This window comes from Ulvibacter sp. 2210JD10-4, from assembly GCF_058148525.1.
Genome location: NZ_JBYVJZ010000001.1, coordinates 1,043,426 through 1,064,166 on the forward strand (window position 1 = coordinate 1,043,426; position 20,741 = coordinate 1,064,166).

21 protein-coding genes and 1 tRNA gene are annotated in these 20,741 nt (G+C 36.9%); 7 read left to right on the forward strand and 15 right to left on the reverse strand.

The window, feature by feature from the left end:
- The first annotated feature begins 77 nt into the window (after positions 1–77).
- The 4 genes from ACY2RT_RS05215 to ACY2RT_RS05230 all read left to right on the forward strand — a co-directional run bounded on the left by ACY2RT_RS05215 (position 78) and on the right by ACY2RT_RS05230 (position 3,983).
- A complete protein-coding gene (locus ACY2RT_RS05215; RefSeq protein WP_490154822.1) occupies positions 78–1,163 on the forward strand; it encodes an efflux RND transporter periplasmic adaptor subunit in 1,086 nt (361 codons plus the stop codon).
- Positions 1,160–2,422 carry an ABC transporter permease gene (locus ACY2RT_RS05220; RefSeq protein WP_490154823.1) on the forward strand — a complete coding sequence of 421 codons (1,263 nt, stop codon included), beginning with the start codon at positions 1,160–1,162 and terminating at the stop codon, positions 2,420–2,422. The genes ACY2RT_RS05215 and ACY2RT_RS05220 overlap by 4 nt, the downstream gene beginning before the upstream one ends.
- Before the next feature lie 8 nt (positions 2,423–2,430).
- Complete coding sequence (locus ACY2RT_RS05225) at positions 2,431–3,105, forward strand: ABC transporter ATP-binding protein (protein WP_490154824.1); 675 nt, start codon at positions 2,431–2,433, stop codon at positions 3,103–3,105.
- A gap of 95 nt (positions 3,106–3,200) precedes the next feature.
- Complete coding sequence (locus ACY2RT_RS05230) at positions 3,201–3,983, forward strand: patatin-like phospholipase family protein (protein ID WP_490154825.1); 783 nt, start codon at positions 3,201–3,203, stop codon at positions 3,981–3,983.
- Here the strand turns inward: ACY2RT_RS05230 and ACY2RT_RS05235 are convergent.
- The 3 genes from ACY2RT_RS05235 to ACY2RT_RS05245 are packed head-to-tail and all read right to left on the reverse strand — an operon-like array spanning position 3,978 to position 6,512.
- Positions 3,978–4,973: an MlaD family protein gene (locus ACY2RT_RS05235; RefSeq protein ID WP_490154826.1), complete on the reverse strand. Its 996-nt coding sequence runs from the start codon at positions 4,971–4,973 to the stop codon at positions 3,978–3,980. The two genes, ACY2RT_RS05230 and ACY2RT_RS05235, sit on opposite strands and share 6 nt — an antisense overlap.
- Before the next feature lie 4 nt (positions 4,974–4,977).
- Positions 4,978–5,730, reverse strand: a complete 753-nt coding sequence (locus tag ACY2RT_RS05240) for an ABC transporter ATP-binding protein (protein WP_490154827.1) — start codon at positions 5,728–5,730, stop codon at positions 4,978–4,980.
- Positions 5,730–6,512 (reverse strand): MlaE family ABC transporter permease, encoded by a 783-nt coding sequence (locus ACY2RT_RS05245; protein WP_490154828.1) that lies wholly within the window; start codon positions 6,510–6,512, stop codon positions 5,730–5,732. The genes ACY2RT_RS05240 and ACY2RT_RS05245 overlap by 1 nt, the downstream gene beginning before the upstream one ends.
- Positions 6,513–6,722: 210 nt before the next feature.
- Between ACY2RT_RS05245 and ACY2RT_RS05250 the strand changes: the two genes are divergently transcribed.
- Both ACY2RT_RS05250 and ACY2RT_RS05255 read left to right on the forward strand, forming a co-directional pair.
- Positions 6,723–7,055: a winged helix-turn-helix transcriptional regulator gene (locus ACY2RT_RS05250; protein WP_490154829.1), complete on the forward strand. Its 333-nt coding sequence runs from the start codon at positions 6,723–6,725 to the stop codon at positions 7,053–7,055.
- A 1-nt stretch (position 7,056) separates the two neighbouring features.
- A complete protein-coding gene (locus tag ACY2RT_RS05255; RefSeq protein ID WP_490154830.1) occupies positions 7,057–7,584 on the forward strand; it encodes a DinB family protein in 528 nt (175 codons plus the stop codon).
- A 169-nt stretch (positions 7,585–7,753) separates the two neighbouring features.
- Here ACY2RT_RS05255 and ACY2RT_RS05260 read toward each other — a convergent pair whose 3' ends face one another.
- On the reverse strand, positions 7,754–8,068 hold the full coding sequence (locus ACY2RT_RS05260) for a helix-turn-helix domain-containing protein (RefSeq protein ID WP_490154831.1): 315 nt from the start codon (positions 8,066–8,068) through the stop codon (positions 7,754–7,756).
- Positions 8,069–8,162: 94 nt separating this feature from the next.
- Between ACY2RT_RS05260 and ACY2RT_RS05265 the strand changes: the two genes are divergently transcribed.
- Positions 8,163–8,498 carry a hypothetical protein gene (locus ACY2RT_RS05265; RefSeq protein ID WP_490154832.1) on the forward strand — a complete coding sequence of 112 codons (336 nt, stop codon included), beginning with the start codon at positions 8,163–8,165 and terminating at the stop codon, positions 8,496–8,498.
- A gap of 186 nt (positions 8,499–8,684) precedes the next feature.
- On the opposite strand, the gene ACY2RT_RS05270 is transcribed toward ACY2RT_RS05265, so the two are convergent.
- The 11 genes from ACY2RT_RS05270 to mraY all read right to left on the reverse strand — a co-directional run bounded on the left by ACY2RT_RS05270 (position 8,685) and on the right by mraY (position 20,740).
- Positions 8,685–9,380 (reverse strand): hypothetical protein, encoded by a 696-nt coding sequence (locus tag ACY2RT_RS05270; protein ID WP_490154833.1) that lies wholly within the window; start codon positions 9,378–9,380, stop codon positions 8,685–8,687.
- A gap of 288 nt (positions 9,381–9,668) precedes the next feature.
- Positions 9,669–9,742: transfer RNA gene (locus tag ACY2RT_RS05275), tRNA-Arg, on the reverse strand.
- A gap of 33 nt (positions 9,743–9,775) precedes the next feature.
- Positions 9,776–10,228, reverse strand: a complete 453-nt coding sequence (locus ACY2RT_RS05280; protein WP_490154834.1) for a GatB/YqeY domain-containing protein — start codon at positions 10,226–10,228, stop codon at positions 9,776–9,778.
- Positions 10,229–10,356: 128 nt separating this feature from the next.
- Positions 10,357–12,396: a cell division protein FtsZ gene (ftsZ, locus tag ACY2RT_RS05285; RefSeq protein WP_490154835.1), complete on the reverse strand. Its 2,040-nt coding sequence runs from the start codon at positions 12,394–12,396 to the stop codon at positions 10,357–10,359.
- A gap of 90 nt (positions 12,397–12,486) precedes the next feature.
- Positions 12,487–13,815, reverse strand: a complete 1,329-nt coding sequence (gene ftsA, locus ACY2RT_RS05290; RefSeq protein ID WP_490154836.1) for a cell division protein FtsA — start codon at positions 13,813–13,815, stop codon at positions 12,487–12,489.
- 4 nt (positions 13,816–13,819) lie between these two features.
- Entirely contained in the window at positions 13,820–14,536 is a 717-nt protein-coding gene (locus ACY2RT_RS05295) for a cell division protein FtsQ/DivIB (protein ID WP_490154837.1), read from the reverse strand.
- Positions 14,526–15,881, reverse strand: a complete 1,356-nt coding sequence (locus tag ACY2RT_RS05300) for a UDP-N-acetylmuramate--L-alanine ligase (RefSeq protein WP_490154838.1) — start codon at positions 15,879–15,881, stop codon at positions 14,526–14,528. Before ACY2RT_RS05300 ends, ACY2RT_RS05295 begins: the two co-directional genes overlap by 11 nt.
- Positions 15,881–16,975, reverse strand: coding sequence for an undecaprenyldiphospho-muramoylpentapeptide beta-N-acetylglucosaminyltransferase (gene murG / locus ACY2RT_RS05305; protein ID WP_490154839.1), 1,095 nt, complete (start codon positions 16,973–16,975; stop codon positions 15,881–15,883). The genes ACY2RT_RS05300 and murG overlap by 1 nt, the downstream gene beginning before the upstream one ends.
- Positions 16,962–18,152: an FtsW/RodA/SpoVE family cell cycle protein gene (locus ACY2RT_RS05310; RefSeq protein WP_490154840.1), complete on the reverse strand. Its 1,191-nt coding sequence runs from the start codon at positions 18,150–18,152 to the stop codon at positions 16,962–16,964. The genes murG and ACY2RT_RS05310 overlap by 14 nt, the downstream gene beginning before the upstream one ends.
- A gap of 15 nt (positions 18,153–18,167) precedes the next feature.
- Positions 18,168–19,505 (reverse strand): UDP-N-acetylmuramoyl-L-alanine--D-glutamate ligase, encoded by a 1,338-nt coding sequence (gene murD, locus ACY2RT_RS05315; protein ID WP_490154841.1) that lies wholly within the window; start codon positions 19,503–19,505, stop codon positions 18,168–18,170.
- A 2-nt stretch (positions 19,506–19,507) separates the two neighbouring features.
- Positions 19,508–20,740 (reverse strand): phospho-N-acetylmuramoyl-pentapeptide-transferase, encoded by a 1,233-nt coding sequence (gene mraY / locus ACY2RT_RS05320; RefSeq protein ID WP_490154842.1) that lies wholly within the window; start codon positions 20,738–20,740, stop codon positions 19,508–19,510.
- Position 20,741: the final 1 nt, after the last annotated feature.

The following is a 20,741-nucleotide window of genomic DNA, read 5'->3' on the forward strand; positions in this document are numbered from 1 at the left end:
GTTAAGCTTCTATAAATATGATATTTATCATTAAACGAGATTCGATTTTAGCAGAAATTTGAATCAAAAGAAAAACGATGTATAAGATTATCATTTTTGTGTTTCTTTTTTTCATTTTAGTTTCTTGTAACAATAATGAAGAAAAAATACAGCCTAATATTACTTCTATTACAGAATCTGTCTATTCTTCAGTAACTATACAACCAGATAGTTTGTATCAAGCATTCGCTGGTGTAAATGGTATTTTGGATAAAAATCTTGTGGAAGAAGGTGATCTAGTTTCTAAGGAAGAGCCATTATTACAAATTATTAACAGCAACCCAAAACTAAATGCAGAAAACGCAAGGCTTGCATATGAGCTTGCACAAAAAAACTATGCAGGAAGTGCAACCATTCTGGGAAATATTAAAGAGGAGATCAATGCGGCAAAGCTTAAATCAATAAACGATTCCATTAATTATTTTCGACAAAAAAGTCTTTGGGAGCAACAAATTGGGTCTGAAGTAGCATATGATACCAAAAAACTTACTTACGAGCTTTCTTTAAATACATTAAACCTCTTAGAAAGTAAATACACGCTAACCAAAAACGAGTTGCAGACTCAATTACAACAAGCTGAAAATAATTATAAAACCTCAATAATTACTACAAAAGATTTTACTGTTAACAGTAAGATCAATGGCAAAGTATATGCATTATTAAAAAACCCGGGAGAGGTCGTCAATACTATAGAACCTTTAGCTTCTGTAGGAAGCGCAAATGTTTTTATAGTTGAAATGCTTGTAGATGAAGTGGATATTGTAAAAATTAAGGTGGGGCAAGAAGTTGTTATTCATCTGGATGCTTACAATGGCCAAATTTTTACAGCCAATGTAAGTAAGATTTATCCAAAAAAAGATGAAAGAAATCAAACTTTCAAAGTAGAAGCTCTTTTTTATAAAAGCCCGGAAATTTTATATCCGGGATTATCAGGTGAAGCAAATATTGTCGTCCAAACTAAAAATGAAGCACTTACAATTCCGAAACAATATTTAATTGATGATACCAAAATTCGGACTGACGAAGGTATCATTGAGATCGTCATTGGCCTTCAAAGTATGGATACAGTAGAAGTACTTTCGGGAATTACCAAAGAAACCTGGATTTATAAGCCTGAAGAATGATCAACTGGAAAGTCATATTAAGCATAGCAAAAACACATTTGCTTACTAAAATCAAACAAACTTCTATTGCAGCTTTAGGAGTTACCTTTGGTATTGGGTCTTATATTACTCTGGTGGGATTCATGACAGGGCTAAATGGCATGTTGGATGATCTTATCCTAAACCAAACACCTCACGTACATATTTTCAATGAGATTGAACCGTCAAAAGAGCAACCTGTCGATCTATATAAAGAATTTGAAAACTCTATCAATATTGTTCAATCTGTCAAACCAAAACAAAGTCAGAAAAGAATTCACAATGCACTTCCAATCATAAAGTATTTAAATGAAGATGAAACGGTGCGCGGTGCTATTCCACAAATAAAAGCACAAATTTTTTATATCGCCGGCTCCATAGAATTGGGTGGTAATTTAACAGGAATTGACATTTTAAAGGAGGTAGAATTCTTCAATTTTAAAGATTATATAGTTGAAGGAACTCCGCAAGCACTTCAAAATAACGATAATGGAATCTTGTTAGGTGCAGGAGTTGCCAAAAAGATGTCGCTACACATAGGTGACAGAGTACAAATAAGTACTATAAAAGGAGATATATTCCCACTTAAGATCGTGGGAATCTACCAAAGCGGAATTGCAGATCTGGACAATATTCAAAGTTTTGCCAATATCAAGACAGTACAACGTATTCTTGGCGAAGCCGAAAATTATATTACAGATATTAATTTGAAATTATATGACATAGATAATGCACTTCCTCTATCGCAAAAAATTGAACAACAGTTTAAGCTGAAAGCCATAGATATTAATACCGCCAATGCCCAGTTTGAAACAGGAACCACCATTAGAAATCTCATTACATATGCTGTTTCCATAACATTGTTAATAGTTGCTGGTTTTGGCATCTACAACATTTTAAATATGCTCATCTACGAAAAGATGAATGATATAGCAATTTTAAAAGCCACCGGATTTTCCGGAAAAGACGTGCAAATGATCTTTATGAGTCAGGCAATTATCATAGGTATTGTAGGAGGGATTTTGGGGTTGGTCATCGGATATGCACTATCATCTGCCATAGATAGAATTCCTTTTGAAACCGAGGCATTACCAACTATAACCACCTACCCTATAAATTATAACCCATGGTTCTACCTTATAGGAATTATGTTTGCAATGGTTTCAACATTTTTGGCTGGTTATTTGCCATCACTTAAAGCAAAAAAAATTGACCCGATTCGTATTATTAGAGGACAATAACAAAAAATATGAAAACAGTTCTCGAAGCAAAAAATATTAACAAATACTTTAAAGAACCTGTTCTTTTTCATGTACTTAAAGACATTAATTTTAAAGTACAACAGGGAGAATTTGTCTCTATCATGGGGAAATCGGGCTGTGGAAAGTCTACTTTGCTATATATCTTATCCACTATGGACACCGACTATGAAGGTGGGTTGTATTTAAATAATGAATTGATCACCGGGCAAGACCGGGACAAATTATCATACATAAGAAACAAACACATTGGTTTTGTATTTCAGTTTCATTATTTACTTTCAGAATTTTCAGTGTTGGAAAATGTAATGCTTCCGGCAAAGAAATTGGCTGAAAAATCGCTTCAGGAAATTGAACATGATGCCATTGAAAAACTTCGTATCCTGGGAATTGATCAGCTTGCAAAAAAAAGAGCTGCTCGTATTTCAGGAGGCGAAAAACAGCGTGTCGCCATTGCCAGATCATTAATTAATGAGCCCTCAATAATAATGGGGGACGAACCAACAGGAAATCTGGATAGCTACAATGCAGAAAATGTTTTTAATATCTTCAAACAATTGAGTGATGAACAAGGATTATCATTTCTGGTAGTTACTCACGATAAAGATTTTGCCAATAAAACAGATAGGATCATTGAAATGGGAGATGGAAGAATTATACGGTAATTACTTTTCAAAAAAATGAAATAGCTGACAATTATCATTTTCCATTTTATAACAATCCGGTAAATTAATCCTTCATTATTCCTAGCTTATTTACAATGAATATCGGTCTTACTTTATCGGGTGGTGGTATAAGGGGCGTTGCTCACATTGGAGTTATAAAAGCGCTGGAAGAGCACGGCATTTTTCCAACACATATTTCAGGAACAAGTTCTGGTGCTGTAGTCGGTGCATTGTACGCTGGAGGCTATTCATGGCAGGAAATACTTACATTTTTTAAAGATATCCCCATATTTCATATAAAAAGATACGCCTATAACAAACCGGGGTTTATAGATACCACTAAGTTTTATGACGACCTTAAAGAATTTTTTCCGGAAGATGATTTTAGCGCTTTAAAGAAACATCTCTTCATCACCGCAACCAATGTCTTAGATGGAAGGTTAACGATTTTTCACGAAGGTCAATTAATTAAACCCATACTGGCATCAGCTTCTTTCCCGGGAGTATTCACTCCTGTAGAAATTGAAAATACTCATTATATCGACGGAGGTCTAATCAATGATTTTCCAACAGATCTTTTAAAAAAAGATTGTGACAAAATTATTGGCGTATACGTCAATCCTCTTAAAAAAATAAAGATCGAACAGTTAAAACATTCATATCAGGTTGCCAACAGGGCGTATCAAATAGGAATGATCCGTGAAGCTCTTTCAAAATTCAAGGATTGTGACCTGTTGATCGTACCAAACAAGCTGGTAGATTATGGAACTTTTAGCATGAATCACATCGATACTATTTTTAATATAGGATATAATGCTGCCATCATTGCTTTAAAAAAGCAAAAAAATGTCTTGGAACAAGGTATGTTATTCTCATAAATTCTTCATAGAATCTTTTTCCCGCTTTTGTTTCTCTCTTTCCAATTTTCTGAAATACCCTCTAAATAAGAAGTTATGTTTCAGGGCTTCCATATTTTCATTTAATCGGTATGTTGACTCCTTAATATTGATCATCGTTGTATCCAGATTCTTAACAAAGATTGTATCCGTTGTTAAATAGTTCAATGCACCCTTTCCACTTTTGATCTCTTTTAAATAATCATCTAAGCTCTTAGTAACAGTCCCTATTTGATCACTGGATCTTTCCAAATTATCAATAATAGTTTTCATTTTTTGGCCCGAAATACTATCACTCAACAATACGCCGGCTACACTTTCATTGTAGTTCACAGCAGAAATGATCTCATTGAGCTCTCCTATGGCTTTTGAAGCACCTGTACTCGTTCTCTTTAGCTGAAAAATACTTTGTTTCAGGTCTTGTGCCATAACTGAGTCATTAATAAGCATTCCCAACGTCCCCTTTCCTTCAAGTACCTGAGTAGTGATTCTTAGCAGGTCCGAAGTCAATAAGGCAGCATTCTCATTGGTAACATTAAGAGTTGTTAGTATATCATCCGTGCCTATTTTACTGTACGAACTAATAGTATCTCCTGAAACAATGGGCAAAAAATCGCCTTCTTGCGGAAGAATATTAACGATCATGCTACCCACCAGGCCATCTGACCCAATGGTAGCTACAGCATTTTTTTTAATGCGGGTTCCGATCTTTTCTTCGATGACCATTTCAACAATTATTTCTGATTCGCCAATCATTTCAATACCACTAACTGTTCCTACGTTGATTCCTGAATAACGGACATTATTTCCAAGCTGCAATCCATTCACATTTGTAAATTGCGCATTCAACTTTATGTTTTTCCCAAAAAGGTTTTGCCTGTTGCCTATAAAATAGAGAGCAGAAACAAGAAGGGCTGTTCCCAAGATAACAAAGACTCCTAATCTTATTTTTTGTGATGTGGATTGTTGCATAACATTAATGTTTAAAAAAGGCTTTTACTTTTGGATCTTCAGATTGTATCAATTCCTGATAGGTCCCTTCTATGTAATTGATCCCATCGACCAGTAAAATAATTCGGTTTGATATTACCCGGGCACAATCTACATCGTGTGTAATAATAAGAGACGAGGTTCCGTATTTTTTCTGAATGCTCCTCATTAGCTGAATGATTTCTTTGGATGTAATAGGATCAAGGCCTGTTGTTGGTTCATCATACAAAATGATCTTTGGTTTTAGAATAAGTGCTCTGGCAAGAGCCACTCTTCTTTTCATTCCGCCTGAAAGTTCTGCCGGCATCAGATCGATAGCATCTGCCAAGCCTACATTCTCTAAGGCTTCTTGTACCAAAGTTTCATTGCTTTCTTTTATCTTCAGTTTTACTTTATGTCTCCGCAAGGGAAATTCCAGATTCTCACGAACCGTCATAGAATCGTACAAGGCACTCCCCTGAAATAAGAAACCTATTTCGGTACGCAATATATCTAATTCATTCTGTCCCAGCACCGTAATATCCTGCTCCTTAATGCGGATGCTTCCGCTGTCGGCCTGCATTAAACCTACCAGGCATTTTATCATTACCGATTTTCCCGAACCCGATTTTCCCATCACGACCAGATTTTCACCTTCAAACAATTGCAGGTTGAAACCTCTGAGTACATGATTTTCACCAAAACTTTTTTTAAGCTCTTTTAACTCCAGAACAGGTCTTATTTCTTTTTCAGAATTCATTATACTTCAAAAAATATATCGGTTACAAAAACAGCTATAAAATCAATTATAAATAACAACATGGAAGTATATACAACGGCAGCGTTGGATGCTTCCCCAACACCAACGGTTCCTTTTTTACAATGGTATCCTTTGTAACAACCTACAAGTCCGATAACGAAACCAAAAAAGAAGGATTTTACTGTTGCAGGAATGATATCGCTATACTCTAAAGCGTCAAACACCTGATTAAAATATAATTGATAAGAAACTTCTCCTTTTAAATTTTCAACGATAGCCGAACCCACCAATGCAATGGTATCTCCAAATACAATAAGTAAAGGAAGCATTAAGGTAGTAGCGACGATACGAGTAACCACTAGATATTTAAATGGATTGGTCCCTGAAACTTCCATAGCGTCAATTTGTTCGGTTACACGCATGGAACCCAGTTCTGCACCTATCCCCGATCCTATCCTTCCTGCACAGATAAGGGCAATGATCACCGGCCCTATCTCTCTTACTATCGAAATACTTACCATGGAAGGCATCCAGGATTCTGCGCCAAATTCCATTAAAGTGGGACGGGATTGTAAGGTAAACACCAATCCCAGAATAAAGCCGGTAACACCTACCAGTAATAAGGATCTGTTGCCCATGTTAAAACACTGCCGCAGTAATTCTTTAAATTCAAAAGGCCTCGTAAAGACTTCTTTAAAAAAACGAATGGCGAAAAAAGACATATCCCCCATTTCAATAAAGAATGCCTTTACTTTTCTTAGTATAAGTGGTGATCCTTCCATAAAGTATCCTTCAACATATACTACCAAAGATAGACGTGAGATCTTCCATTAAAAATGATATAAATCAGATAAAATCTTTGGATCACACATTATAGATTAAAGACAATACTATCTATCCAAATTTTTCCAGAAGGATTTTATTTATTTTTCTTTGGCAAGGTGCTACACAATTTATAGCTTTGCTACATAAAATGTAGTAAATTTAAAATTATGTCACAACCTATACCGGGAAAACCCGTAAGAGGCTCAAAATCAGGCCAACCCATAATGGCGCTCTTCGATCTGCTGGGCAGAAGTTGGGCTATGGGAATTATCTGGCACTTGAATAACGGCCCCAGTACCTTTAGAAAATTACAGGAGTACTGTGAAACTATTTCCCCTACCAGCCTGAATAAAAGATTAAAAGAACTAACTGCAGCATGTTTAATTGAGCGGACACTAAATGGTTATACGCTTACCGAACAAGGAAAAGAACTCTTTGAGTTACTATTACCACTTGGGACATGGGCAAAGGAATGGTCACTGAACTTCAATGAAAAGTAATATGAGATATATAGGAAAACCCAAACCAGATGAATACCCTCCATATTCACACATTTATATGGACCTGTTGGAAGATGATGGAAAAATACTCGAACATTTAAAGCAGAACCTGAAAGACATAAAAGAATTTGTTTACAGTCTGCCTGAAGAAAAATTATATTATAGATATGATAAAGGAAAATGGACCATTAAGGAGATATTGGTTCACAACATTGATGACGAACGTATTTTTTCGTACAGGGCACTTCGGTATGCGCGTAATGATGCTAGCCCTTTACACGGGTTTGAACAAGATGATTATGCTTTTTATTCTAAAGCAAATGAAAGAAGTCTGGACAGTATTTTTAGTGAATATGAAGCCGTTAGAAATGCAACGATAGCTCTTTTTGAAAACCTTCCTGAGGAAGCCTTGATGAGGAGCGGAATGGCAGTAGGCAATATCAACAACCGAACTGTCAGGGCCCTGGCTTACCATTTAGCAGGCCATGAATTGAGACATTTCAATATTATTAAAGAAAGATATTTATAATATAGCACTTCCAGGAAACTCCGGAAAAATATATCTCCAACTCTGTTTCTTCTATTCTTTTGTTTTCTGAATTAAAAAACCTGCAATAAAAATTACAGGTTTTGTAAAAGTGACAGAAGAGGTTTTACACCTCAATAGTTATCGTGTTAATATTCAATGTTTTTATGCTTCATTCTTTAGGCAATGTTGCTTTTAACAATTGGATCTTTTCTTCTATCTCATCAACCAATACCCTTGATGTTGATCCTCTAACATAATCCCCCGGATCCTCAGAAACTTCTGTAACTGTCTCTCGTAACAACCAATTAAGGTCCAGCTTCGGAAAATATAATGCTACATTCCTCAGCATTTCATAAGAAGGGGATCTATCTTCGTTTAGAACTTTATTTAATTGAGATGGGTTTACGCCGATAGATTCAGCAAATTCCAATTGCTTCAACCGATTTTCCCTAAGATATAATTTTAGTTTCTTTCCAAAACCCATATTAGAATCAATATAAATAATACTTATATGACAATTTTATTTGTAATTATGACTTATAAGTCAATATATTTGTATACAATAAAATATGTAATACTTGGAAACAAATTTAAACAAAAAACAGAAGCAAAAGGATAGTCATTCCTATAATAAACGATTAAAGGCCTTTCAAACCAATTACAACCTTACCGAAGAAGAAGCTTTATCTGCAATAACCCTGCTGGATGAATATCTTCCTTATGGATATACAAAGGACATTGTCATTATGGCGTTAAAAAATAAAATAACCATTACCAAACAGGTGGTACGATTGGTAAAATTTGGAAAAACCAAGAACACCATAATCTTTAATTACCTCATTAGACTCGCATCCGAAAACAAAGCAAATGAAATGACAGTCCGCAGGAAAATAAAAGAAGACTTGGCAGGCTAATCTAACTGCATAGCCTAAAAACAAAAGAATCCAAAATTTCACAATAAAAGAAAAGGGTAATGTACTCCTCGATAAAAGTTGAGCGAAGAATGGGATAGGATTCCTCAGCTGTCAAGGGAAATCTGTCTGTAGGGCACCACTGCTCCTTATTGGGGTAAATGTCCTGCAGTAGATCTCCTGACCTAATTACAAAGAGTCTACATGAGAAACCAGCTGTATCAGGTCCTTCTCCTTATTGAGGTTCAATTTATTTTCTTTGGTATAATTTTTCACCTCTTTGTTCAAAGCTCCAAAGGCTTTTATTTTCTTGCTTTTAGATGATGACAATTCTGTAAATACATCATTATCATTCACAAGATATAGAACTTCCTTTTCGCGGTACATGGCTTCAATATCTTTACCCATCGAATTGACCGCTTTTTGAGATGGTATGTACTTTTTAGTTATTTTCTTGAACAAGGAATAATTTTCACCCTTAAACAAAGTAATGAAATATCCTCTAAGACTATTCTTTGAAGAAGAGATATATTCAAAAGTGAGGTCTCCAATTTTTATTTCAAAATCCTTACTTCTGATCAATGTCTTTACAATTTTACTTTGCTTATTAGTTGGATCCTTAATTTCGAACTCTTCTTTACTTACATTATATCTTAGCTCTTGATTAAAGACAATAGTTTTACCGTTCATTAAAATACTCCCTTTTAAAAAGTCTTTATTATAATACGGTGACCCTGTATAATCGTTGGGGTCGTCCATTAAATTGACTGTTCTACCCGAAATGTATTCTACTGTAGTTGATTCCTGAGCTGCCGGTTGTGCAATCGTGATTGAAGAAACTAATAATGCTAAAAAAACGTAATAAATAGTGTTGAAATTTTTCATATAAATAAATTGCTTAATGTTGTAGAACAGTTCAATTCTCAATTACCCTACGCTTCTTTCTTAAATAATGTTCTTTTAATATGAAATAACCTTTTACAAAGTTCAAAAAGGAACTCTTTTTTCTTTGAAGGAATATTTGTCATCGATCCCAACTGCACTCCCTTTGCAAATACAAACCCGCATTGCCCAACAATACTATTTGTTGTTTTCAAAAAAAACGAAGTGAGACTTCAGGATTTTTTGAAAACAACAAACCCTGCAATTTTATTGCAGGGTTTGTGCTTGTAGTGACCGCGGAGGGATTCAAACCCCCAACCCTCAGAGCCGAAATCTGATGCGCTATTCAGTTGCGCCACGCGGCCTCAAATCTCTGCGAAAACAGAGATCTATATCATCTAACTTGACAGTCTCTGTTTCACTATTGTCGATATGGTCTTCCCATCTGCTTTTCCGGCTAATTTGCTATTTGCCATTCCCATGACCTTTCCCATATCTTTCATAGAAGAAGCTCCGGTCTGAGCAATAATTTCGTCAACCACTTTTGCCACTTCCTCTTCGCCTAATTGTTCCGGTAAAAATTGTTCTATCACAGCCGCTTCTGCCAATTCAGGTTCTGCCAGGTCACTACGTCCCTGTTGATTGAAAATAGCGGCACTATCCTTTCGTTGTTTTACCAACTTTTGCAATAGCTTTATTTCTTCAGCCTCTGCTAATTCTTCTTTGGCCCCACTCTCGGTTTGAGCCAATAGAATTGCCGATTTTACCGCACGTAAAGATTGTAATGCTACAGCATTCTTTTCTTTCATCGCCACTTTCATGGCATCCATGACCAGCTTTTGTAAGCTCATAACTCAATTTTTAAAATAGATTGCGAAGATAGGCAATATACTATAATTGAAAAAGAGGTTATCGCGTAAAAAAAATCCGAATGCCTTTCAGAAAAGCATCCGGATTAAAAAAGTGTTACAGTTAGGATTTAATCTACATTATCGTGTAAAAAAGAGTTGTTGGAACGCAGTTCAATATCATCATCGTCTGTATTTACAGAAGTACGTGAAATATTAGTTTCATCTTCTGTAGTGTCATCCAAGTCAATTCCCATACGTTTATAAGCAGGCTGTTTTTCAATATCATCTATTTTTGAAGCACTGTTCCTGAATTTATAATTAAACTCTTTCATTTTCTTTTTACGTTCTTCTGACCGATCACGTAAAATTTTTGATATGGGTGAGTTCAAAGGATCTGCAGGTTCGCTTGCATCTTTCTCAGGAGCTTCCGGAGCATCAATAGTCTTTTTCTCAAAAACTATTTCCTCATCAGTAACTTCCTTTTCGGTTGTAGTAGGTTTTGCTTCGTTCAACATTGTTTCCATTTCCTGATAGTCATCCAAACTGTAGCGTTTCACTCCTTCACCAGAGACTTCTGTAATAGGAACTACTTCAATATGATCTTTAACTTCGATCTCTTCAATATTAGAAGTCAGTATTTCTGGCGCTTCTTCAACTTTCTTCTGCTGTACTTTTTCTTCTGAAGTATCATGAACTACTGGCAGGTCAAACATCAGTATTTGTTCCTCGCTTTCTGAAAGTGCCTCAGAATCTGCTTCTATCTCTTTTCCCTCTACTTCCTCTGCTTCAGAAATAACAAACGTCTCCTCTTTAGCTTCAGCTTGAGGTTTTACAACAACAAAATCATTTACATCAATCTCATTAATGAAGACTTGTTCAAATTCGGCCAAATGATGAATGTCTATCTCTTCAAATGAAACATCCATATTTTTGATTAGTTGTGAAGTTTCAACATATCCTTCAAATGGTAATTTCATTTGCGGTGGTTGCTCTTCGTCTTCAAACAAATTGTGCCGTATAACTGGCCCTTCAGCTTCTTCTTTGGTGGCATCTTCTATTTCCTGTACAGGTAGTTCTACCGGTGTTGCTGTAGGCTCTGTAGTTAAAATTTGCTCCGCACGTTGTTCTTCTTCCAGAGTATGGATAATCTTCTTGGATTCGGTATTCACAATTTCATGCTGCTGCTCCGCATTGAATCCGGTTGCAATAACAGTGATCGAAATAGCTCCTTCCAACGTTTCATCTTCTCCCACACCCATGATGATATTAGCACTATGTCCTGCTTCATCCTGAATGTAATCACTAATTTCTCCTATTTCATCGATGGTGATCTCTTCACTACCCGAAACAATTAACAGCAATACATTCTTTGCACCCCGAATTTTATTATCGTTTAACAATGGTGAGTCCAAAGCTTTACTAATAGCTTCCTGCGCCCTATGGGCTCCTGATGCATTTGCACTTCCCATGATCGCAGTTCCACTATTGGACAATACCGTTTTGGCATCGCGTAAATCAATATTTTGCGTGTAGTGATGTGTAATTACTTCTGCAATTCCACGCGCAGCAGTTGCCAGAACTTCGTCTGCTTTAGAAAATCCGGCTTTAAAGCCAAGATTACCATATACTTCACGTAGTTTATTATTGTTAATGACAACCAAAGAATCTACATTCTGGCGCAGGTTTTCAACTCCTATATGCGCCTGGTCATTGCGTATTTTTCCTTCAAACTGAAACGGAATGGTCACAATACCCACCGTTAGGATATCCATCTCTTTGGCCATTTTTGCAATGATAGGTGCTGCTCCCGTACCTGTACCGCCACCCATACCTGCCGTAATAAATATCATTTTGGTATTGGTAGACAGCATGGATTTAATTTCTTCAAAACTTTCTACCGCAGATTGTTCTCCAATTTTTGGGTTTGCACCTGCTCCCAGTCCTTCGGTAAGGGAAACTCCTAATTGGATCTTAATAGGTACCGGACTATTTTCCAAAGCCTGGGCATCGGTATTGCATATAACAAAGTCAACCCCTTTTATTCCCTGGCTGAACATGTGGTTAATAGCATTGCTACCTCCCCCTCCAACGCCTATGACCTTGATCACGTTGGATTGATTTTTTGGCAGATCGAAAGAAATGTTGTCAAATTCTGTGTTGCTGCTCATATGATTAGTTTTGTGAGATTTTATAATTATTCTTTACTATGTTTTAGCCACAAATTCTTTACAAAATTTATGGGTCAGCCCGCTTCAGGCCTATTCTGCGTTATCTAAAAATTCTTTGAACTTTTCAGCCCATTTATCAAAAAAGCGTTTACGCTCCTTTGGTGTTTCATCTGTTTCATCTTCAACTTCAGAAATAGTTTCATTTTCTCCTTCAGAAGCTTCCATATCTGCGAACGATTTTGTGGTTGAAAAACTTGCTCTGCTTTGCAAACTATTCAACACCAAACCAACTGCTGTGGCATACATAGGGCTGGTTGTTTCAGCATCGGTATCTCCTGCTAAATGTTCATTAGGATACCCAATACGAGTATCCATCCCGGTAATATATTCCACTAATTGCTTTAAATGCTGCAACTGCGCACCACCTCCGGTTAATACAATTCCGGCAATTAATTTTTTCTTTTGTTCTTCGTGGCCGTAATTCTTAATCTCCAAATATACCTGCTCAACAATTTCGACTACCCGTGCATGAATTATCTTTGAAAGGTTTTTCAAAGTGATTTCTTTGGGCTCTCTTCCACGTAATCCGGGAATAGATACAATCTCATTATCCTTATTTTCTCCGGGCCAGGCTGAACCAAATTTTATTTTCAATAATTCTGCCTGCTTTTCAATGATTGAACATCCTTCCTTGATGTCTTCGGTTATTACATTTCCTCCAAACGGAATAACTGCTGTATGCCTGATGATGCCGTCCTTAAAAATTGCCAAATCCGTAGTACCTCCTCCTATATCTATCAAAGCAACTCCTGCTTCCTTCTCTTCCTGACTTAAAACCGCATTCGCTGAAGCCAATGGTTCCAGGGTGATTCCGGAAAGTTCCAAACCGGCACTTTTCACACATCTGCCAATATTTCTTATTGAAGAGACCTGTCCTACCACTACATGGAAGTTCGCCTCTAATCTTCCGCCATACATTCCAATAGGTTCTTTTATCTCTGCCTGCCCGTCCACCTTGAAATCCTGAGGTAGCACGTGGATTATTTCTTCTCCCGGAAGCATTACAAGTTTATGAACTTGATTACATAAACGGTCAATATCTTCTTCATCTATCACCTCATCACTGTTATTCCGGGTAATATAATCACTATGCTGAAGGCTTCTAATGTGTTGTCCCGCAATACCTACCACCACATCTTTAATCTTTAAACCCGAAGACGTTTCAGCATCCTGAACCGCTTGTTGGATAGACTGGATGGTTTGCGTAATATTATTTACCACACCCCGGTGAACTCCCAGACTTTTGGATTTACCAATACCCAAAATTTCCATTTTGCCATATTCGTTCTCTTTACCGATCATGGCAACAATTTTGGTAGTTCCAATATCTAATCCTACAGCAATGTTGTCGTTTTCCATTCCCTTATTTTTTTGTGGCTACTACCTGATCGTCAAATTGTAAATTCACCAAGCTGTATCCTGTAAGCGTATTGTCTTGTTTTGTTCTTTTGTAAAAAGCTTTAAAATTTTGAAACTTTTTATTTATCATTTCCGGTTTCCCAAACCGAATTCTAAAATCGTGTTTTCGCAATTTTAGATCTATAGTACCATCCCTTCCCACATGTAATCCCACAACACTGCTTTTCATAAAAGCATCTTCATTAATTTTTAAAAGTAGGGGCGTTACTTCTTTAAAATTGGCAGCCGATGTTCCGGTGATCAAAGGCACTCTTGCTGAGTAAACTGATGACAAAGGCATTTTTTTTCCGTCGTCATCAAGATAATAATTGGGTGAAGCCGCAATCCTGGCGATAGGATTACGTTGTTCTATTTTTGCGCCCAATATACCGTCAACCGTTACAAACACTTCTGCATCGCGGATCATAGGATTTTTCAAGAGCCTATCCTCCATCTCTTTCAAAACTAAAGTTTCTTTATCGATGCTCGTAACCTTATCATTATTTTGTATTAACAATTTATTAACCGTATTCAACGTAATAAACGGATCATTCTCATCTAAAAATTCGACCTCGATCTTAGTTAGTTTTCGTTTTTCATTTCGCTCTTTTGTAAAGCCAAAAAGAAACACGATTAACCCGCTTAGTGTTAAAAATTTTATGAATCCCCAATTAATCTTCATGACCCAAAAATTTAGTTATTGTATGTACTTCTGCTCCAATGTCTCCGGCTCCTACTATCAATTTAATACGACAATCGGAATTTTTTATGGCAACAGCTAATTCGCTTTTTGAAACTAATTTCTTTTTGTCTTCTGAGACCTGGCCCAATAACCACTGTGAAGTGATTCCTTCAATAGGTTCCTCTCTCGCGGGATAAATATCCAATAATAACACTTCATCAAAACGAGACAGGCTTTCAGCAAACCCTTTTCCAAAGTCCCTTGTTCTACTAAATAAATGGGGTTGGAAAACGATCAATTTCTCATCATTTGGGTACATTTCACTCACTGCTTGATATAATGCGTTTATTTCGGTGGGGTGGTGCGCATAATCATCGATCAAAATCAGGTCATTTCGTCTAATTCTGTATGAAAATCGCCTTTGAACACCTTTAAAAGTTTGTAAAGCTTTGGGCAGGTCGGGTGTTGGGATACCGGAAAGAATAGCCATGCCCAAAGCAGTTACAGCATTATGTAGGTTATGATGTCCAGGGAGATGAAAAACAAGGTCTTTTATAGTTTCATGAGGTGTTTTTAAGTCAAATAAATAACTGCCGTCTTCTATACGTACGTTTTGCGCTTCAAAATCTGCAACTTCTTCCACTGCAACGGTCTGCCCTTCCAAAGGCAATCCTTTTTTAAAAAGTAAGTTTTCTTTATTTGGAAGCAGTTTTGAAAAACTTCTGAAAGCATCTTCAATTGTAGACGTATCGCCATAAATATCCAAATGGTCAGCATCCATGGAGGTTACACAGGCAATGTCCGGACTTAGTGTTAGAAACGAACGATCAAACTCGTCTGCTTCTACTACAGTGATCTCGGTACCTTTGCTAATAAAATTGGAATTATAGTTCTCTGCTATTCCCCCCAGGAAAGCAGTAACCGGCATATTACATTCAGACAGCAAGTGGCCTAAAATTGCCGAAGTAGTTGTCTTCCCATGTGTTCCCGCAACAGCAAGACAGGTAGTGTTTTTTGTAACTTCACCCAATAAAGTGGCTCGTTTTACCACTACATAGTTTTCAGAGAAGAAATAAGACAAGATCGTATTTGACTTTGGAATTGCCGGAGTATAAACAACTAATGAGTTTTCTTTATCATGAACAGCTTCAGGTAATGCTGAAACTGCATCTGTATAAGTAACTTCAATTCCTTCGTTTTTTAAGGTTTCTGTCAATTCACTTGGCGTCTTATCGTAACCAAAAACATCTTTTCCTAATAGCTTACAATAACGCGCTAATGCACTCATACCTATTCCACCAATACCGATGAAATAAAAAGTTTGTATGTTCTTTATTTGTTCCATTAACTTACTTTCAACAACTTTTCGATCTCCATTACAATGTCTCTGGTAGCGTTAGGCTTCGCCAGTTTTTTTATATTTTCTGAAAGTGTTTGTTGCTGTTCTTGAGAAGCTAATAATGCTGAAAAATCAGTTTCAAACTTTGCTTCCAGTTCACTCTCCTTGATTAATAACGCTGCATTTTTTTCTGAAATTGCCAAAGCGTTCTTTGTTTGATGATCTTCGGTCACATTGGGCGAGGGAATAAAAATCACAGGTTTACCCACCAAACATAACTCTGAAACGGACAATGCGCCTGCCCTCGAAATGATAATATCCGCTGCTGCATAGGCAAGATCCATCCGGTTTAAAAAGGTGTGTACCTGTACCAGATCAGTTCCCATATTGCTATAGGTTTCTTCATAATATTTTCCACATTGCCAAATCACTTGCAGTTCTTTTTCAGTAAAAAACGGAAGGGACCTTTTAATTAGTTCATTGATCTTTTCGGCACCAAGACTTCCTCCTAAAACCAAAAGTGTTTTTTTGTTATCTTTTAAATTAAAGAACTGAAGTGCTTGTCCTTTTTTTGAAGCTATTTCCAGTAAGTCCTGCCGTACGGGATTCCCCGTTAATATTATTTTTGCAGATGGAAAAAAGCGTTCCATCTTCTCATATGCCACACAGATCTTCTGCACTTTGTTAGCAAGCCATTTATTGGTAATTCCTGCGTGGCTATTTTGTTCCTGAATCAAGCATGGAATACCTTTATTTGAAGCAACTTTTAATAAAGGGGCGCTTGCATATCCGCCTGTACCTATAGCGGCATCCGGTTTAAACTTTTTAATGATATTTCGTGAACGCATTAAACTCGAAACCAGTTTAAAAGGAAACATTAAATTTTTAAAACTCAAACTACGTTGCAATCCTGAAATCCAAAGGCCTTCGATCTTGTATCCGGCTTGAGGGATTTTTTCCATTTCCATTCGGTCTTTTGCCCCTACAAAAAGAAATTTGGCATCGGGATAGCGAAGTTTTAATTCATTTGCAATCGCTACTGCCGGGTAAATATGACCTCCGGTTCCTCCTCCTGATATGATAAATCTATAAGGCTTCACTTAAAATATCTAATGGGTTTTCTTCTTTATCTTCATTCTTTATCACTTCTCTTTTAGCACTTACACTTAACACCATTCCCAATGCTAAACACGTCATCCAGATAGAGGTTCCTCCACTGCTAATTAAGGGTAATGTCTGCCCTGTGACCGGAAATAGTTCCACTGCTACTGCCATATTTATGAGTGCCTGAAATACAATTGGGAGTCCCACCCCAATGACCAGTAATTTACCAAATACCGAAGTTGATTTATGCGCTACGATTATCAAACGAAACAACAGAAATAAGTACAGGAACATTAAGGTTAAAGCTCCCAGCAATCCAAATTCTTCTACAATAATTGCATAAATAAAATCTGAAGAAGATTGTGGTAAAAAGTTTTTCTGAATACTTTTCCCGGGGCCCAGTCCTGTTACGCTACCGGAAGCAATCGCAATTTTAGCTTTTTCAATTTGATAATCAGCCTCCGTATCTTCATTATTGGTAAAATTTTCAATACGACTCATCCATGTATCTACACGGTTGGGAAATACACCGGGAAATGCTTTTGCTGTTAACACAAAAAGAGTCAACATTATAAGGCCGGCTCCTAATATAACCATCAAGTATTTCCATGGGTAACCTCCTACAAACACTACCATTATAACCATTGCAAAAATGATCGCTGTCGTTGAGAAATTAGCAGGTAAGATCAAAGCCAATACCAGAAAGACCGGTACCCAAAGCGGCAATAAGGTTTCCTTAAAGGTTACTGTTTTATCCTTGATTCTGGAGAGGTATCTCGCTACATAAGTTAACAACACTACTGCTGCCAAAGTTGAAGTTTGAAAGGTCACGCCAACAAAAGGTACACGGATCCAGCGACTCGCATTAGCACCATCAATTGTAGTCCCTTCGGCTAAGGTAACCAACAATAGAATAATAATGACCGGTAATGCAATAATGGACAATCCTCTAAAATAGTGATAGGGAATTTTATGAACTCCGTACAAAATGGCAAAGCCTAGTAACAAGTGTGCAAAATGTTTCAACAAAAAGGGAAGTGTACTTCCATCTCCATACAAATATGCCAAATTACTACTGGCACTGTATACAGGTAAAAAAGAGAATAACGCCAACAACCCGGCTACTGCCCAGATTGCTTTGTCTCCTTTTATATGTTGAAAAACACTACGCATTGATCATTTACATTTTTATAATTTTCTCACTGCAGCTTTAAATTGGCGGCCTCGGTCTTCATAGTTTTCAAAAAGGTCGAAACTTGCGCAAGCCGGTGACAGCAACACATTATCTCCACGGTCTGCCAATCTATATGCAACTTGCACAGCATCCTGCATCGATTGAGTTTCTACCATAATATCTACCACATTGCCAAAAGCATTAATTATTTTTTGGTTATCAACTCCCAGACAAATAATAGCTTTTACTTTTTCATTGACCAGTGGAAGCAATTCGCTATAGTCGTTGCCCTTATCTTCTCCACCAACAATCCAAACTGTGGATGACTCCATACTATCCAAGGCATAGAACGTTGCATTAACATTGGTGGCTTTCGAGTCGTTGATGTACATCACCTTGTTGATCTTTAGAACTTTTTCTAGCCGATGTTCCACCCCTTGAAAATTCTCTAAGCATTCTCGAATGGTCGATTTTCTAATTTTTAATAATGTGGCTACCGTAGAAGCGGCCATTGCATTTTTTAAATTGTGTTGTCCTTGTAATCCTAGTGTTGCTATTGGCATGGTGAGGTTTGTGTTATCTATTGTTAGTACTATGTTTTTATCTTTTATATATGCTCCTTTTTTAAGTTCTTTTTTTACTGAAAAAGGCAGTAATTGAGGTTTGATAGGGTGTTGTTGAAGCCATCTGGAAATTTCCATGTCATCCGCGTCATAAATAAAAAAATCGTCTTTGGTCTGATTCATTACGATCCTGAATTTTGAAGCTATATAGTTTTCATATTTGTTATCGTATCGATCCAGGTGATCCGGACTTAAATTTGTTAAAACCGAAATATACGGTCTAAACGTTTCTATCCCATCCAGCTGAAAACTACTAAGTTCCAATACATAGTTCTCATAAGGTGCTTCAGATATCTGTTCAGCAAAACTTTTCCCTATGTTTCCACCTAAGGCCACATTCAATCCACCTTGCTTAAGTAACTCATAGGTAAGAGTTGCTGTGGTGGTCTTTCCATTGCTTCCGGTAATTCCCACAATAGTTGCTTCAGTATATTTAGAAGCGAATTCTATTTCAGAGATCACCTTTACACCGGTTGCTTTTAGCTGTTGCACAATAGGTGCTTTTTCACTAATTCCCGGGCTTTTCATTACTACAGTTGCTGTAAGTATCTTCGCTTCGGTATGACCAGCTTCTTCCCAATCTATCTCATGATGTATAAGAACTTGTTTGTATTTTTCTTTTATTTTTCCGAAGTCTGAAACAAACACTTCAAACCCCTTCTGTTTTCCTAATATGGCCGTTCCCACTCCACTTTCTCCAGCTCCTAATATGACCAGTTGTCCTGCCACCTTTATCTAATTTTTAAGGTCACAATGGTTAGAATAGCGAGGAATATCCCCACGATCCAAAACCGTGTTACTATCTTGCTTTCATGAAATCCTTTTATTTGATAATGATGGTGTAGCGGTGACATTCTAAAAATTCTACGCCCCTCTCCAAACTTCTTCTTGGTATACTTAAACCAACTTACCTGCATCACTACTGAAAGGTTTTCCATTAAGAAAATTCCACATAGAATTGGTATGAGCCATTCTTTTCTGATTGCTATAGCAATAACAGCAATGAGTCCTCCAATAGTAAGACTTCCTGTATCTCCCATGAACACCTGTGCAGGATAGGCATTGTACCACAAAAATCCTATGAGTGCTCCTGTAAAAGCTGTAATAAAAATGGTCATCTCACCTGTATTTGGGATGTACATTATATTGAGGTAATCTGAAAAGATCACATTACCGGATACCCAAGCGAATATGGCTAAAGTGATGGCTATTATTGCAGAAGTTCCGGCAGCAAGGCCGTCAATACCATCTGTGAGATTTGCACCATTAGAAACTGCCGTAATTATAAATATCACTATTGGGATGAAAATTAGCCAGGCATATTTTTTATAGTCATCACCGGCCCAAGAGATCAATCTTTCATAATTAAATTCATTTTCTTTTACAAAAGGAATAGTAGTTAAAAGGGTTTTCTCTTCGGGGTAAAATTCTTTAGCAGAGTTCTGTGTAATAAGCTCGGTTCCGTTCGCGGGATTTAATTTTTCTCGTTTTACCGTAATATCAGGATGAAAAAACATGGTAGCTCCAACAATAATCCCCAATCCTACTTGCCCAACGACTTTATATCTGCCTGCTAAACCTCCTTTATCGTTTTTAAACTTTTTTATGTAGTCGTCGATAAAACCAATCGTCCCCATCCAAATTGTGGTTACTAATAATAGAATCACATAGATGTTGTCCAACTTTGCGAAGAGCAGAACCGGAATAACAGTCGCCAGAATAATAATAACACCTCCCATTGTTGGCGTTCCGGCTTTTTCTTTCTGTCCTTCCAGACCTAAATCCCGAATGGTCTCTCCTAACTGTTTCTTTTGTAAGAACCTGATGATCTTTTTTCCGTATACAGTTGCAATGAAGAGCGACAGTATCACTGCCAACGAAGCTCTAAAAGTTATAAACTGAAAGAGACTTGCTCCCGGCAATTGATATGTCTTTTCTAAATATTCAAATAAATAATACAGCATA